Here is a 13619-nt window from a genome sequence, read left to right as displayed (position 1 = left end):
ACAGGGATGGTCAGTGCCAGACTGCCTGCCCAATCCGATCCGCCCTGGCCAAACGCTCGGGTCGATAGGGGGCGGGATCGATGGCCGTTTCGCGTTCCAGCAGCAGGTCGACCAGCAGCCGGGTTGCTGCCGGCGCCAGTACCAGGCCGTTGCGGTAGTGCCCGGCGTTGACGTAGAGCCCCTCGATGCCGGGCACCGCGCCGATGAAGGGTATGCCATCCGGGGCATACGGCCGCAGCCCAGCCCAGTGGTGCTCGATCTCGCACTCCGCCAGGGCCGGCAGCATGGCCACGGCGCTGTGCCAAAGCGACTCGCGTGCCTCCTCGGTGGTGCACTTGTCGAAGTCGGTCTGCTCCAGCGTGGAGCCGACCAACACGCGCCCGTCGGCCCGTGGGATCAGGTAGCGGCCATCGGCCAGCACTACCCGCTCGAGCAGCTGGCGACCGCCAGGCATCGGTGGCGTGACGAATAACATCATCTGCCCTTTCACCGGCCGCACCGGCAGCGCCACATCGTGCTCGGCGAGCAGCGCCCCGCTCCAGGCCCCGCCGCAGAGGATCACCCGGCCGGCATCGATGCGCCCTTGCGCGGTCTCCACGCCACGGGCGCGTCCCCGTTCGACCACGAGCCGCTCGACCGCGGCATGCTCCATCAGGGTCACGTTGGACAACGCATCCAGCCTGGCACGTAGCGCCCGGCACAATCGCGGGTTGCGCACGCTGCCCAGGGTCGGCATCCACAGCCCCTCATCCAGCTCTCCACACAGCCAAGGCTCCTTGGCATAGAGGGTGGCAGCGTCGACACGCTCCAGCGGCCAGCCCTGGCGCTGCGCCCAGTCGAAGGCCTGCTCGGCATCGTCCACGCGCAGGTAGAGCAGCCCACGCTGGCGGTACTCGATGTCGATACCGGTGGTGTCGAGCAGCCTTTCGGCGAGTTCGGCATAGCGATGCGTGGCGCCGTAGGCAAGCCGCGATACCGGCTCGCTGTAGCGCCAGGGGTAAAGCGGTGAAACGATGCCACCGCCGGCCCAGGACGCCTCCCGGCCGCAGTGGCCACGCTCCACCAGGGTAACGCCATGGCCGGCTTCGGCCAGTTGGCAGGCACTCAGCATGCCGATGACCCCGCCACCGACGATCAGGAAGTCGTTCACTCAGTGCTCCTCATGCCCGCAGTGGCGGACGTCAAGGCGTCAAACACGCCTGCGCCCCGCCAGGACGGGGCGCAGCTACACCAATATCGCAGGGAGAACGATCAGGCGTTGCCCTTCAATCTCTCGCTGCGCCGACGCAACAGCTCCATGGTAACCAAAAGCAGCGTCGAGATCAGGATCAGGATGGTGGCCATGGCGGCAATCGCGGGGCTGATGTTCTCGCGAATGCCCGAGAACATCTGGATCGGCAGCGTACGCTCGGTGGGGCTGGCGATGAACAGCGCCACCACCACCTCATCGAACGAGGTGGCGAAGGCGAACAGCCCGCCCGACACCACGCCAGGCACGATCTGCGGTAGTACCACGGTGAAGAACACACGCATCGGGTTCGCGCCCAGGCTCGCTCCGGCGCGCATCTGGTTGAAGTCGAAGCCCTGCAGGGTGGCATTGACGGTGATCACGACGAAGGGCACGCCCAGCACCGTATGGGCCAGCACCAGCCCGGTATAGGAATTGAGCAGGCCCACCTGGGCGAAGAAGAAGTACATGCCCACCGCGACGATCACCAGCGGCACCACCATCGGTGAGATGAGCAGTGCCACGATCAATCCCTTGCCGGGAAACTCGGCGCGGTTGAGGCCCACCGCCGCCAGGGTGCCAAAGGTCATTGCCAGCAACGTGGCCAGCGGCGCCACGATCAGGCTGTTCTTCAGCGCCGCCATCCACGCCGACGAGGTGAAGATGGCTTCATACCAGCGCAGCGAGAAGCCCGGCAGCGGGTAGGTCAGGAAGGAGCCACTGCTGAACGACAGCGGCACGATGACCAGTACCGGTGCAATCAGGAACAGCAGTACCAGGCCGCAGAAGATGCGAAACACCCAGAACCACACTTTCTCCACCGGCGAGGCATAGGGAGGTAACGCCATGACTCAACTCCTGATCAGCTGCTTGCGGTTCACCAGGCGGTGATAAACCAGATAGAGCAGTAGCGTGATCACCAGCAGGAGGCTACCCAGCGCTGCCGCCATGCCCCAGTTGTTGGTGGTATTGGTGTAGTAGGCCACGTAGTAGCTGACCATCTGGTCGGCAGGACCGCCCACCAGTGCCGGGGTGATGTAGTAACCCAGCGCCATGATGAAGACCAGGATGGTCCCTGCCGCCACCCCGGAAACGGTCTGCGGCGCGTAGACCTGCCAGAAGGCGGCGAAGGGATGGGCGCCGAGCGATACCGCGGCGCGCTGATAGCTCGGCGAGATGCCCTTCATCACGCTGTACAACGGCAGCACCATGAAGGGCAGCAGGATGTGCACCATGGCGAAGAACACCCCGATCCGATTGAACACCAGCTGCAGCGGGGAGTCGATCAGCCCGGTGAAGATCAGGCTCTGGTTAACCAGCCCGTTGGACTGCAGCAGGATGATCCAGGAAGCGGTGCGCACCAGCAGCGAGGTCCAGAACGGCAGCAGCACCAGAATCATCAGCAGATTACTGGTCTTGGCCGGCAGCGTGGCCAGCAGGTAGGCCAGCGGGAAACCCAGCGCCAGGCAAATCAGGGTTACCCCGCCGGCAATGACCATCGTGCGCTGGAACACTGCCAGGAAGATGCGCTCCTGGGCGTCGATACGCTGGAGTCCACCATCGGTACCGCGTTCCAGGTCCAGCGATGCCAGCAGGTAACGATCGGTCGTAGTAGGTGCGGTGCGCTGGATACCTAGCCAGGTGTCGGTTTCGCCCCAGGCGGGGTCGATCTCGGTCAGCACGCTGGACCAGCCGGTATCGGCGCCGACCTCCTCGGCCCCTGGCAGCTCCCGCAGGGTCGACATCAGCAGGCTGCGATAGCGGGTGTCCTCATAGTTGAGGCGCCGCCCGATGCGCCCCAGCCCGCCGCCCTGGCGTGAGTCGCGCAGCTCGGCGGCGAACGCCGCCAGGGTGGCATCTTCCGGCAGCCCGGTACCGTCCCAGCGCCTGAGTCCTTCCGCAGTGAGCGGCATCACCGAGTCCAGCTCGGTATTGTCGACGCTACGCCACAGCATGCTGCCGATGGGAACGACGAACACGACGATCAGGAACAGCGCCAGGGGAGCCACCAGGCCGATGGCCTTGAGCTTGCGCAGCCGCTCGGCTCGGCGCAACTGCGCCTTGAGACTACCGGCAGGCCTTGCCGTCGATACGCTTGCCGTCAGATTCGCGGACATCACCTTCCCCATGGATCCAGCATGACGGACCCCGCCACCGCAGGCCCGACGTAAACGCCCTTGGCAGCGGCCCGCAGGCCGCTGCCATATCGTCTATCAGCGTGCCGCCCAGGAGCTGAAACGCTGCTCCAGCTCTTCGCCATGGTCGACCCAGAAGCCGGTATCGATGGCCAGCGCCCCGGCCATGTTCTCCGCATGGGTCGGCATGCGCCGTGCCTGGGCTTCGTCCAACTGCTCGATGGCAGCCGGATGCACCGGACCATAGGGAATTTCGCTGGAGTAGACCGCCTGGTTCTCGGGCTGGCTGGCGAACTCGATGAAGTCGTAGGCTTCGTCGACATGCTCGCTGCCGGCAACGATGGCCCAGTAGTCGAGATCGTAGATGCTCTCGTTCCAGACGATGTCGAGGTTGCTGCCCTCCTCCTGGGCGGCGGCAATGCGTCCGTTATAGGCCGAAGTCATGACCACGTCGCCCGCCACCAGCCACTGGGGCGGCTGGGCGCCGGCTTCCCACCATTGAATGTGGTCCTTGAGTTCGTCGAGCTTGGTGAAGGCGCGATCGACGCCTTCCGGTGTCCGCAGCACATCGTACACCTCGTCGGCAGCGACACCGTCGGCCATCAGCGCAAACTCCAGGGTGTACTTGGCACCGCGACGTAGCCCACGGGTACCGGGGAATTGCTCCACGTCCCAGAAGTCGGCCCAGGAAGTGGGGGCGGCGTCCAGTGCATCGGCGTCGTAGGCCAGTACCGTGGACCAGACGAAGGTGCCCACACCACACTCGTCGAAGGCCGCATCGATCAGCTCACCGCCCAGGCCCAGGCGTTGCCAGTCGATGGGCTCGAACAGCCCCTCGAAGCAGCCGCGCACCAACTCGGGGGACTCCATCTCCACCAGATCCCAGCTGACGTTGCCGGTTTCCACCATGGCGCGAATGCGCGACAGCTCGCCGTTGTAATCGCCCGGCGTCAGGTTAGTCCCCGTCTGTTCGACGAACGGGCCGTAATAGGCCTTCTGCATGGCGTCGCCGGAAGCGCCACCGAAGGAGATCACGGTCAACGCCTGGGCGCCGGCGGAAACCGCCAGGCCGAAGGTGGCCAGGCTGCCGATGGCAACGCCACGGCCAAGACGGGACAGCGAAAAGCGGCTATGAGTCATTTTCTATCTCCCGGCCAGAATGGCCTTGTTATTGATGTGTTGCGGTCGATGTGACACGTCTTCCTGCGTATTCAGGAGGCATTGAGGGCGCGCACGTCCTCGTCCCGCCAGCCAAGCTCCACGAGGTCGCCTGGTCGCAGGCTGCTTTCGAAGTCGTCCACGGGAACGCGCGCCATGAACTCATTATTGCCTGCCAGCTCGCAGCGCACCCGCAGATGATCCCCCAGGTAGATGAATTCACAGACGCGAGCCTGGAGGCGATTGGGCAGCCCCTGGGCGGAGCCGTTGAGCTTGACCCGCTCGGGGCGGATCGACAGCCGGGTGGCGTCCCCCACGGCCAGGCTGGGGCCGATCAACGCTCCCGTGATGAATCCGTCGCCGAAGCGAGCCCGGCAGTGATTCCCGGCCACCGACTCGATGCGGCCTGGCAGCGTATTGTTCTCACCGATGAACTGGGCGACGAAGGCATTGGCAGGATGCTCGTAGAGGTTGCTCGGCGAATCGATCTGCTGGATGACGCCGTCGTTGAACACCGCCACCCGATCCGACATGGTCAGCGCCTCACTCTGGTCGTGGGTGACGAAGACCACGGTGAGCCCGAGCTGCTCGTGCAGGTGCTTGATCTCCAGCTGCATCTGCTCGCGCAGCTGCTTGTCCAGCGCCCCCAGCGGTTCGTCCATCAGCACCAGCTGCGGTTCGAAGACCAAGGAGCGTGCCAGCGCCACGCGCTGCTGCTGCCCGCCGGAGAGCTGTGTGGGACGCCGCTTGGCGAAGTCACGCAGCTGGATCATGTCGAGGATACGGGCGACCTTGCGGTCGGCTTCGGCGGCCGGCGTCTTGCGCGTCTTGAGTGGGTAGCGGATGTTTTCCTCTACCGTCATGTGGGGAAACAGGGCATAGTTCTGAAACACCATGCCGAAGTTGCGCTTATGAGGCGGCACGCTGTTGAGCCGCTGGTCACGCAGCAGGATGTCGCCGCTGGTGGGCACTTCGAAGCCGGCGAGCATCATCAGGCAGGTGGTCTTGCCGGAGCCGGACGGGCCGAGCAGGGTCACGAACTCGCCCTGGCGAATCGTCAGGTTGAGGTCCTTGACGACCAAAATCTCGCCGTCGTAAGTCTTTTGTACTCCTTCGAAGGTAATCAACGCCGGTGACTGGTGGGCATTCGATTCACTGATCTTGTTATGAGGCATCGTTTCACCCGAGCACGGAGAAGGGTGCGGGCGGCGTCAATAATTTACGACGTTCGCCCAAAATTTCAATATTTCCAAGCTAAACATCGCCCCGCCTGACGTCAAGTATATTCCACACCCTTCTTTAGCAGTAATTCAACGCAAGCACCTGCAGGCCATCCGCCCCGGGCCGGCAGCCCCTGGCCGAGTAAAACCGCGCACCGCCACGGCGCACCCCAGTCTTTCACGCTGGAGCTGGCTAGCCTAGAGTGGAGGCATGTTCAGCGAAAACTGAAGGAGGAATGCCCATGGCGGTTCAAGAGCGACCCTCGGTCGTGGCAGGCCCCGAGCGACGGGCTCAACTGTCGCTGTTTGCTCGCAACTTCTTCAAACACCCCCGCATGCTGGGCTCGATCATTCCCAGTTCGTCCTTCCTGGTACGCCGCCTGCTGGAACCGGTCGATTGGGAGAGGGCCCGGGTCATCGTCGAATACGGGCCTGGAGTGGGCACCATCACCCGAGAGATCCTCAGCCGCCTGCACCCTGAGGCAACGCTGATCGTCATAGAGACGAACGACGATTTCGTCGAATTCCTCAATCGCTCGATGTCCGACCCGCGCTTGAAGGTGATAGCGGGCTCGGCCGAGACGATCGAGGCCGAACTGGAACGACTGGGCTTTGCCGCTGCCGATTACGTGGTGGCAGGCCTTCCATTCAGCACCATGCCTGCCGAGATCCGCGAGCGAATTCTCAAGGGCAGCCACGAGGCGCTGGGGCCAGAAGGCGCGATGCTGATCTACCAGTTCTCGCCCAAGGTCTCCTCCGACCTGCGCCAGACCTTCACCCGGGTGGAGAGCGCCTTCGAACCGATCAACATTCCACCGGCCAGGGTCTACTTCTGCCATAAGTAGGCTGGCCATCAGTAGGCTGGATGTTACCGCAGGCGCAGCAGGCCTGCGGTGCGCGGCGCTCTTGTCCACCTCCCATCGGCAGCCTGCTCATGCGGTCGCGAGGACCGCTGCCCATCGGAACGTGGCCTCCGCGCTGGTTCGTTACCGCGAATCGGCCTATCCTCATCGGTCCAAGATTCATTCGTTACGCATCGCAAGGGAGAATCCAATGCCCGGCCTGCTGCCCGACGTCGACCCCGAGGGCCTGCTCGAGTACTCGGTGGTCTATACCGACCGCTCGCTCAATCACATGTCCCAGCGCTTCCAAGGGGTAATGCGCGACGTTTCGGCCACTCTCAAGAGGGTCTACCGCGCCCATAGCACCGCGATCGTGCCCGGCAGCGGCACCTTCGGCATGGAGGCCGTGGCCCGCCAATTTGCCACCAACCAGCACTGCCTGGTGGTGCGCAACGGCCAGTTCAGCTATCGCTGGTCGCAAATTCTCGAGATGGGGGCCATCGCCACTTCGACCTCAGTGCTCAAGGCGTGCCGCCTGGAGCCACAGGACAAGCACTCCCCCTTCGCCCCTGCACCCATCGAAGAGGTCGAGCGCACCATCCTCGAGGAGCGTCCGGCCGTAGTGTTCGCTCCCCATGTCGAGACCTCGGCCGGCCTGCTGCTGCCCGACGACTACCTGAAACGGATGGCGGCAGCGGTGCGCGAAGTCGGTGGCCTGTTCGTGCTCGATTGCATCGCCTCGGGCACGCTATGGGTGGACATGGCAGAGATCGGCGTCGACGTGCTGGTCAGCGCCCCGCAAAAGGGCTGGAGCGGCCTGCCCTGCTGCGGCATGGTGATGCTCTCCGAGCGGGCACGCGAGCGTATCGAAGAGACCGTCAGCACCAGCTTCGCCTGCGACCTGCGCAAGTGGCTGTGGATCATGGAGACCTACGAGAACGGCGGCCATGCCTATTACGCCACCCTGCCCACCGATGGCCTGGCCAGGCTGCGCGACATCATGAACGAGACCGCCGAGTACGGCTTCGAGCGCGTATGCGAGGAGCAGTGGGCGCTAGGGCATGGCGTGCGTGAGCTGTTGGCCCGCTACGGCTACCGCAGCGTGGCGGCGCCCGGTTTCGAGGCGCCCGGAGTGGTGGTCTGCTACACCAGCGACCCTGCCATCGTAGGCAAATTCGCCGCCGCCGGTATTCAGGTTGCCGGCGGCGTGCCGCTGATGTGCGACGAAGGCGACGACTACCAGGCCTTCCGAATCGGCCTGTTCGGCCTCGACAAGCTGCACGATCTCGAGCGCAGCCTGGCCAACCTGGAAGCGGGACTCAAGCAGATCGGTTGAATCCCCCGCCTATCGGCACCAGACACAGGCGGGGCGGCCATGGAGCCACCCCGCCACCGTTCTCGGGCACCGCATCTCAGAAATGGCCGACGCCGCGCGGCACCATGCCGAGGTTGTTCTCCACGGATTTGACCCCGGGCGTATTCTCGGCGGCGACCTGAACGGCCATCTTTTCCTCCTGGCTCTCGACCAGCCCCCAGACCTGCACCGCGCCCTCGGTCACGATGACGTTGATGCGGTCGACCCAGACCCCGGTGTTCTCATCCACCTCCTTGAGGATGGCATCACGGATCTCGCGGTCGTCGGCGGTTACCGGCGTCGCTATATCGGGCGTAGTGGCCGAGAAGCCCCGCAGCAGGTTGGCACGGCTGACGATGCCCACCAGCTTGCCGTCACGCACGACCGGTACCCGCTTGATGTGGCGCTTCTCCAGCAGCTTGGCTACGTGGTGCAGCGGCTCATCCTCGGTGATGGTGATGGGATTGCGCGTCATGATCTCGTGGGCCTTGCGGGCATGGGTCTTGACGTACTCGCTGGCGTTGTTGGCACCGGAGAAGATCGATTTCAGCCACCAGGACTTGCGCTGCTCGGTACCGTTCTCGATCCGGCGCATCAGGTCGCCCTCGCTGACGATGCCCAGTACTTTCCCGCTGTCATCCACTACGGGCACGGCACTGATGTTGTTCTCGAGCAAGAGGCGTGCGATCTCCCGAACGTCGGCGTCGGGCGATACGGTAATCACTTTGGGCGTCATGACATCGACAGCTTGCATAGCGGCATCTCCGAAAAGAGAACGGTCAAGGGTTCCGGCCGACTTACTTGAAATCTAGTTCGACTTGGCGGGCGTCACAATTCTCCGCTTCCCTTGACACTAGCAAATCGAACCTGTGGGCGACTTGACCTGAAACAACATCGAAGCCACATCACGTTATACGACGGGCGGTTCTGCCTGCCCTTCCTCCCGTTCCTCGAGCTTTCCGCCCTCCTGGTGCACCTTGACCACATCGACGATCCGGGACCGGCTCATGACGATCTTCCAGCGCTGCAGGATCGGCTCGGCATTGGCGACCTCCTCGCGAACCACCAGATTGAGCAGATGCCGCTTCTCGACCGACTCCCGCGAAACCTGTCCCTCCTTCAGCCGATAGACACGATGGCTGCCCTTGTCCATGAGCCGGGTCAGCTGAGACAGATCTAGCGAGAGGGTCTCGCGGGTCTTCTCGTAGCCGCTGAGAAAGCGCGTGGGCGACATGCGCGAACTGGAGCGATAGTGCAACACCACCTCCTCGCGCTGGGCCACGTTGCGCTGGCGCACCCGCTTGATCTGCTCGTCGAGCTTGCCGAAGCGCTTGTAGTCGAACCACTCGAGTTGCCTACCCACCGGCTTGTTGCTGGTGGCATCGAAATACTGACGCCGCCACTTGGGCCGCCCCTTGCGCAGCCAGCGCCACAGGGTGTTGCGCAAATCGTCCTTGAACACCTCGCGCATGGCATACAACACCGCCATGGCCAGCACGAATAGCGCGGTGACGTTACCCACGGTATCGCGGGCCTGGAGCAGCCCCAGCGAGACGAAGATCATCACCACGCCGGTGGCAAGCCCCTTGACCGCCTTCTGTTCCGCGCCGCCCAGCTCCTGGGTCTGCTGCTTGAGGGTGACCGGGTATTCGATCAGCCGCCGCAGCAGGCGCATCTTGTTGGACATGCGCGTTGGGTCGCGAACCACGCGGCTGGCGTTGTACTCAGCCTGCTCGCGATGCTCGCTTTCGGCCAGGCAGATCTCCAGCAGCCGCTCGCGGATGGTGCGGTAGTCGCGGCCTCGCGGCAGGTAGGCCACCAGCGCCAACAGGCGCTGCTCGGTGAACCACGACAGATAGTTGTCGATATTGGCGTAGTACTTGTGCAGGCTTTCCTCGCTTGGCTGGTTGCGACGCAGGCGACGCAGGATTCCCTGGGCCAGCTCACACAGCTCCTCGAGGCGTTCCTGCAGGCCGGCCGCCACGATACGCTCCTGTGCCGCGCTGTCGGCGCCAGCTTCATTATTCGGCTCGCCGCCTTGCGTCTCGACTCGCTCGTTCGTTTCGGCATGGCTCTCGGCCTGCTGCACGCGTCTTGCGGTATCCAGCAGCGTCTGGGTCGCCCGCTCGAGTGCCACCACGTACTGGTAGGCATAAAGACTCAGGCTCAGGCGATACTGCTCGGTGCTGAGTCGGCCACGGCTGGCCAGGCGGCTGAGCACCAGCGGCAGGTGGTGCTTGTCGCTGTAGTAGGTCCGTTTGACATGGATCGCACTGTAGTAGAAGGCGTCCTCGGAGATGACATGCTCGTTGAGGCCAAGCTCCCCCGGTACGAACAAGAAGAGATCCAACCGATGCGAGGTTTCCTCCTGCAGCACGCGGGAAACCTTGAGATGGAAGCTATCCTTGCGTTCGACGGTGATCACGTCGGCGCAGCTCCTTGTACCAGAGGCCCTTGTCAGGCCGGATGTTTTTCATAGTACGAGGAATGCCGGCCCGCTTTCCATCTCGAACCAGCGGCACGAGGCACTCACCCAAGGCGGCAAGCCACCCCTCGTTCAGATGGCGCTAGCCCGTCTCGCGCCGGATCAGCTCCACCGGCATGGAGACGTGGCGCGGCGGCTTGCCGGCCAGCGCATCGCCCAGCAGCATCACGCTCATGGTGGCGATGGCGGCGATGTCCTGGCGCAGGGTGGTCAGGCGGGCCGCCAGCAACGGCAGGTCGTCGAAGCCGGTCACGGCCACCTGTTCGGGCACGGCGAGGCCATGGTCCTTCAGGGCCGCCAGGCAGCCCAGGGCGATCTCGTCGGTGGCACACACCAGGGCGTCGAAGGGGGGGGCGTCCCAGCTCGCCAGCTTGGGGGCGAAGAATCGATAGGCGGTCAGCGAAGCCGAGGTGACGTCATGAGGCAGGCTGAAGAGCTGCTCTGTCAGGCCAGCCTCGGACAGTGCCTGGCAATAGCCCGCCAGACGCGGGGGATAGCAGGGCTGCTCCAGCTCGCCGCCGACGAAGGCGATCCGCCGCCGTCCGCTCTCGATGAGGTAGCGAGTCACCTGGACAAAGCCGTGGCGATCGTCTGGCGCCACCGAGAATCCCTCGCCGGGCTCGCCGATGCGTACGTAGGGCACGCCCGACTCGGCCAGCCGTTCGGCCCGCTGATCGCCGGGAAACTCGCCTAGCAGGATGGCGGCGCCGGCCCGTTCGGGCAACGACGTCGTCTGGTCGTGAGAAAAGAAGATCGGCACCATGCCCTGTTCATGGAGGGCCAGGGTGAGATGCTGATAAAGCAGGATGTAATAAGGATGCAGCTCGACATCCTGGCGCCCCAGCGAGATGCCCACCACCGCCGCCTTGCCGCTGATCAACTGGCGGGCGGCGGCGCTGGGCCGGTACGCCATTTCCCGGCTGATCGCCAGGATACGCTCGCGCGACTCCTCGCTCAGTCCCGGCTTGCCGTTGAGGGCTCGGCTCACCGAAGCGATGGAAACCCCCGCCTGCCGCGCAATTTCCCGGATGGTCGTCGACCGCGACGAATCTCTGCTCATCTGCCCGCCCTGTGCTTGGTGCAGCGACCGCAATGTGCCGTCGCCTGCCCTTGAAGGCCGATGATTGTGTCAAAAATCCGCCAGCGGCGCGAGGCAGGTGCGCCTCGCCAGCCGCGCCGACCGAGCCGGTTCAGCCAAGCCTCCATCCAGGTTCTGAGCGATGGCGCGGCCGGTTTCCTCCTCTCTTGCAGTAGCGGGTGGCTCAGCCAGCCAGGGCCAAGCTGCGATCCTCGGCGTCGGAGACGAAGCAGGCATCCAGCACCCGCTGCAGAGCCGCTCCGCGGGCGAAGTCGGGCTGATCGTTATGACCCTTGGCGATGCCGTCGATGAAGCGACGGTAGAGGCTGGGGGTTTCGGGGGCGACTACCTCGCGCCAGCAGGCCGGATGGACATCCTCACCCAAGCACACGTGCAGCCGATCCTTGGCCGCGTCCAGGTCGACCCGAAGGGCGCCACGGTCGCCGTGTACGCCCAGGCTCAGGGAGTTGTGATGACCGGTGGCCCAGCGCGTGGCATGGAGACTACCCAGCGCCCCGCAGGCGAACTCGACGCGCATCAGGGCGGTATCGTTGGCGTCGAGCACATAGTCGCCGATGCGGCTGTCCGGAGCCTTGTCGTAGCACTTGAGCCGGCAGTTCACCGCCGTGATGTCGCCCACTGGGAAGCTGGCAAAGTCGAGGATATGAATCCCCACATCGCCCAGAACCCCCTTGCTGCCATGCCTTTCGGAGAGCCGCCACAGCCACTGGCTATCCTGGTCCCAGCGCCCCCAGGCGTGGCTGACCAGCCAGCTCTGGCGATAGCTGGCATCCACGTGGCGAATCCGCCCCAGGGCGCCCGAGGCGATCAATTCCCGGGCTTGGTGGATGGCTGGCGCATTGCGATAGCTCAAGTTGACCATGTTGATCACCCCTGCCTCGCGAGCCGCCGCCGCCATCGCCTCGGCATCGGCGGCGCTGGTGGCCAGGGGCTTCTCGCAGAGAATGTGCTTGCCGGCGGCGATGGCCGCCAACGAAGTTGCCTTATGAGCGGCGTCCGGGGTGACGTTGCTCACCGCATCGATCTCCTCCCGGGCCAGCATTGTCTCGAGATCGGTATAGGCAGCGGGAATGGCATGGCGTGCGGCGAAGGCCTGCGCCCGGCCGCCATCCACGTCGCATACGGCCACTAGCTCGACCCCCTCAAGGGCTTGGAACTGCGTGGCATGCTCGCCGGCCATGCTGCCGGCTCCGATGATCCCCAGACGAATCATTTGAATCCCTCCTCACCGGGCTTGTGCAGCCCCTCGCCTTTTACTACCACCGGGTCGGGAGCCTGCTCGGGCGGTACGTTGGGGCAAGCGTCGATCCATCGCGAGCCCTCTAGGCGCGCCCACTTCACGGCGTTTTTGAGCACCCGACGCACCTTGGCGTCGTGATAGATCGGGTAGGTCTCGTGCCCAGGGCGGAAGTAGAAGATCTTGCCGTTGCCACGCCTGTAAGTGAGCCCCGAGCGGAACACCTCGCCCCCTTCGAAGGCGCTGATGAAGATCACCTCGTCCGGGTTGGGTACGGCAAAGGGCTCGCCGTACATTTCGGTATGGGGCAGCTCGATGTAGTCACCTACGCCCTGCACGATGGGATGGCCCGGATTGACTACCCAAAGCCGCTCGCGCTCGCCCGCCTCGCGCCACTTCAGCGAGCAGGTGGTGCCCATCAGCCGCTTGAAGATCTTCGAGTAGTGGGCCGAATGCAGCACCAACAGCCCCATGCCCTGCAGCACCCGGGCCTGGACCCGGTCGACGATGGCGTCGCTCACCTCGCCGTGGGCCGCATGCCCCCACCACAGCAGCACATCGGTATCCTCCAGCACCTCCTCGGTGAGGCCATGCTCCGGATCCTGCAGGGTAACCGAGCGCGCCTCGATCTCGAAATCCTCGTTGAGTCCGGCGGCGATGCAGGTGTGCATGCCGTCGGGGTAGAGCCGCGCTACCACCGCATTGGTACGCTCGTGGACGTTCTCGCCCCAGACCGTGGCCTTGATGGTCATCTTGCTCCTCCTGGTGAGCCTGACGTGGCAGGCATTGTCGGTATCGCGAATCGCAGCGTAACGGCAGCAATGTAAACGTTTACTTTGATAGGGTAAACGTTTACTCACC

At 64.4% G+C, this 13619-nt stretch carries 12 protein-coding genes; 2 read left to right on the top strand and 10 right to left on the bottom strand.

The annotated features are described in order from the left end of the window. Positions 1-10: 10 nt before the first annotated feature. The 5 genes from thiO to ACUY1T_RS19085 all read right to left on the bottom strand — a co-directional run bounded on the left by thiO (position 11) and on the right by ACUY1T_RS19085 (position 5696). On the bottom strand, positions 11-1150 hold the full coding sequence (gene thiO / locus ACUY1T_RS19105) for a glycine oxidase ThiO (protein ID WP_446025143.1): 1140 nt from the start codon (positions 1148-1150) through the stop codon (positions 11-13). A gap of 101 nt (positions 1151-1251) precedes the next feature. After that, positions 1252-2076: an ABC transporter permease gene (locus ACUY1T_RS19100; RefSeq protein WP_446025142.1), complete on the bottom strand. Its 825-nt coding sequence runs from the start codon at positions 2074-2076 to the stop codon at positions 1252-1254. 3 nt (positions 2077-2079) lie between these two features. Continuing rightward, positions 2080-3345: an ABC transporter permease gene (locus ACUY1T_RS19095; RefSeq protein WP_446025141.1), complete on the bottom strand. Its 1266-nt coding sequence runs from the start codon at positions 3343-3345 to the stop codon at positions 2080-2082. A 96-nt stretch (positions 3346-3441) separates the two neighbouring features. After that, positions 3442-4503 carry an ABC transporter substrate-binding protein gene (locus ACUY1T_RS19090; protein ID WP_446025140.1) on the bottom strand — a complete coding sequence of 354 codons (1062 nt, stop codon included), beginning with the start codon at positions 4501-4503 and terminating at the stop codon, positions 3442-3444. 71 nt (positions 4504-4574) lie between these two features. Further along, positions 4575-5696: an ABC transporter ATP-binding protein gene (locus ACUY1T_RS19085; protein WP_446025139.1), complete on the bottom strand. Its 1122-nt coding sequence runs from the start codon at positions 5694-5696 to the stop codon at positions 4575-4577. A 287-nt stretch (positions 5697-5983) separates the two neighbouring features. Here ACUY1T_RS19085 and ACUY1T_RS19080 point away from each other — a divergent pair, with 287 nt between their 5' ends. Together ACUY1T_RS19080 and ACUY1T_RS19075 are read left to right on the top strand one after the other, a co-directional pair. Next, positions 5984-6586, top strand: coding sequence for a class I SAM-dependent methyltransferase (locus ACUY1T_RS19080; RefSeq protein WP_446025138.1), 603 nt, complete (start codon positions 5984-5986; stop codon positions 6584-6586). 208 nt (positions 6587-6794) lie between these two features. Then, positions 6795-7919 (top strand): aminotransferase class V-fold PLP-dependent enzyme, encoded by a 1125-nt coding sequence (locus ACUY1T_RS19075; protein WP_446025137.1) that lies wholly within the window; start codon positions 6795-6797, stop codon positions 7917-7919. Positions 7920-7995: 76 nt separating this feature from the next. Here the strand turns inward: ACUY1T_RS19075 and ACUY1T_RS19070 are convergent, their stop codons facing one another. From ACUY1T_RS19070 to ACUY1T_RS19050, 5 genes are all read right to left on the bottom strand, one after another. After that, on the bottom strand, positions 7996-8691 hold the full coding sequence (locus ACUY1T_RS19070) for a CBS domain-containing protein (protein ID WP_446025136.1): 696 nt from the start codon (positions 8689-8691) through the stop codon (positions 7996-7998). Positions 8692-8847: 156 nt separating this feature from the next. Continuing rightward, positions 8848-10362: a hypothetical protein gene (locus ACUY1T_RS19065; RefSeq protein ID WP_446025135.1), complete on the bottom strand. Its 1515-nt coding sequence runs from the start codon at positions 10360-10362 to the stop codon at positions 8848-8850. A 142-nt stretch (positions 10363-10504) separates the two neighbouring features. Next, entirely contained in the window at positions 10505-11482 is a 978-nt protein-coding gene (locus tag ACUY1T_RS19060; RefSeq protein WP_446025134.1) for a LacI family DNA-binding transcriptional regulator, read from the bottom strand. A 202-nt stretch (positions 11483-11684) separates the two neighbouring features. Continuing rightward, the gene (locus ACUY1T_RS19055; RefSeq protein WP_446025133.1) at positions 11685-12734 is read right to left on the bottom strand and encodes a Gfo/Idh/MocA family protein; all 1050 of its coding nucleotides are present in this window, start codon (positions 12732-12734) and stop codon (positions 11685-11687) included. Beyond that, on the bottom strand, positions 12731-13510 hold the full coding sequence (locus ACUY1T_RS19050) for a ThuA domain-containing protein (protein WP_446025132.1): 780 nt from the start codon (positions 13508-13510) through the stop codon (positions 12731-12733). Before ACUY1T_RS19050 ends, ACUY1T_RS19055 begins: the two co-directional genes overlap by 4 nt. Positions 13511-13619 lie beyond the last annotated feature (109 nt).

Source organism: Billgrantia sp. Q4P2 (genome assembly GCF_052806135.1).
The sequence above is the reverse complement of the archived record's forward strand: the minus strand, read 5'-3'. Positions and strand labels throughout refer to the sequence as shown.

Excerpts from the sequence above, each read along its gene's own strand:
- ACUY1T_RS19100 (WP_446025142.1), bottom strand. The coding sequence starts at position 2,076 with ATGGCGTTACCTCCCTATGCCTCGCCGGTGGAGAAAGTGTGGTTCTGG.
- ACUY1T_RS19095 (WP_446025141.1), bottom strand. The coding sequence starts at position 3,345 with ATGTCCGCGAATCTGACGGCAAGCGTATCGACGGCAAGGCCTGCCGGT.
- ACUY1T_RS19090 (WP_446025140.1), bottom strand. The coding sequence starts at position 4,503 with ATGACTCATAGCCGCTTTTCGCTGTCCCGTCTTGGCCGTGGCGTTGCC.
- ACUY1T_RS19085 (WP_446025139.1), bottom strand. The coding sequence starts at position 5,696 with ATGCCTCATAACAAGATCAGTGAATCGAATGCCCACCAGTCACCGGCG.
- ACUY1T_RS19080 (WP_446025138.1), top strand. The coding sequence starts at position 5,984 with ATGGCGGTTCAAGAGCGACCCTCGGTCGTGGCAGGCCCCGAGCGACGG.
- ACUY1T_RS19075 (WP_446025137.1), top strand. The coding sequence starts at position 6,795 with ATGCCCGGCCTGCTGCCCGACGTCGACCCCGAGGGCCTGCTCGAGTAC.
- ACUY1T_RS19070 (WP_446025136.1), bottom strand. The coding sequence starts at position 8,691 with ATGCAAGCTGTCGATGTCATGACGCCCAAAGTGATTACCGTATCGCCC.
- ACUY1T_RS19060 (WP_446025134.1), bottom strand. The coding sequence starts at position 11,482 with ATGAGCAGAGATTCGTCGCGGTCGACGACCATCCGGGAAATTGCGCGG.
- ACUY1T_RS19055 (WP_446025133.1), bottom strand. The coding sequence starts at position 12,734 with ATGATTCGTCTGGGGATCATCGGAGCCGGCAGCATGGCCGGCGAGCAT.
- ACUY1T_RS19050 (WP_446025132.1), bottom strand. The coding sequence starts at position 13,510 with ATGACCATCAAGGCCACGGTCTGGGGCGAGAACGTCCACGAGCGTACC.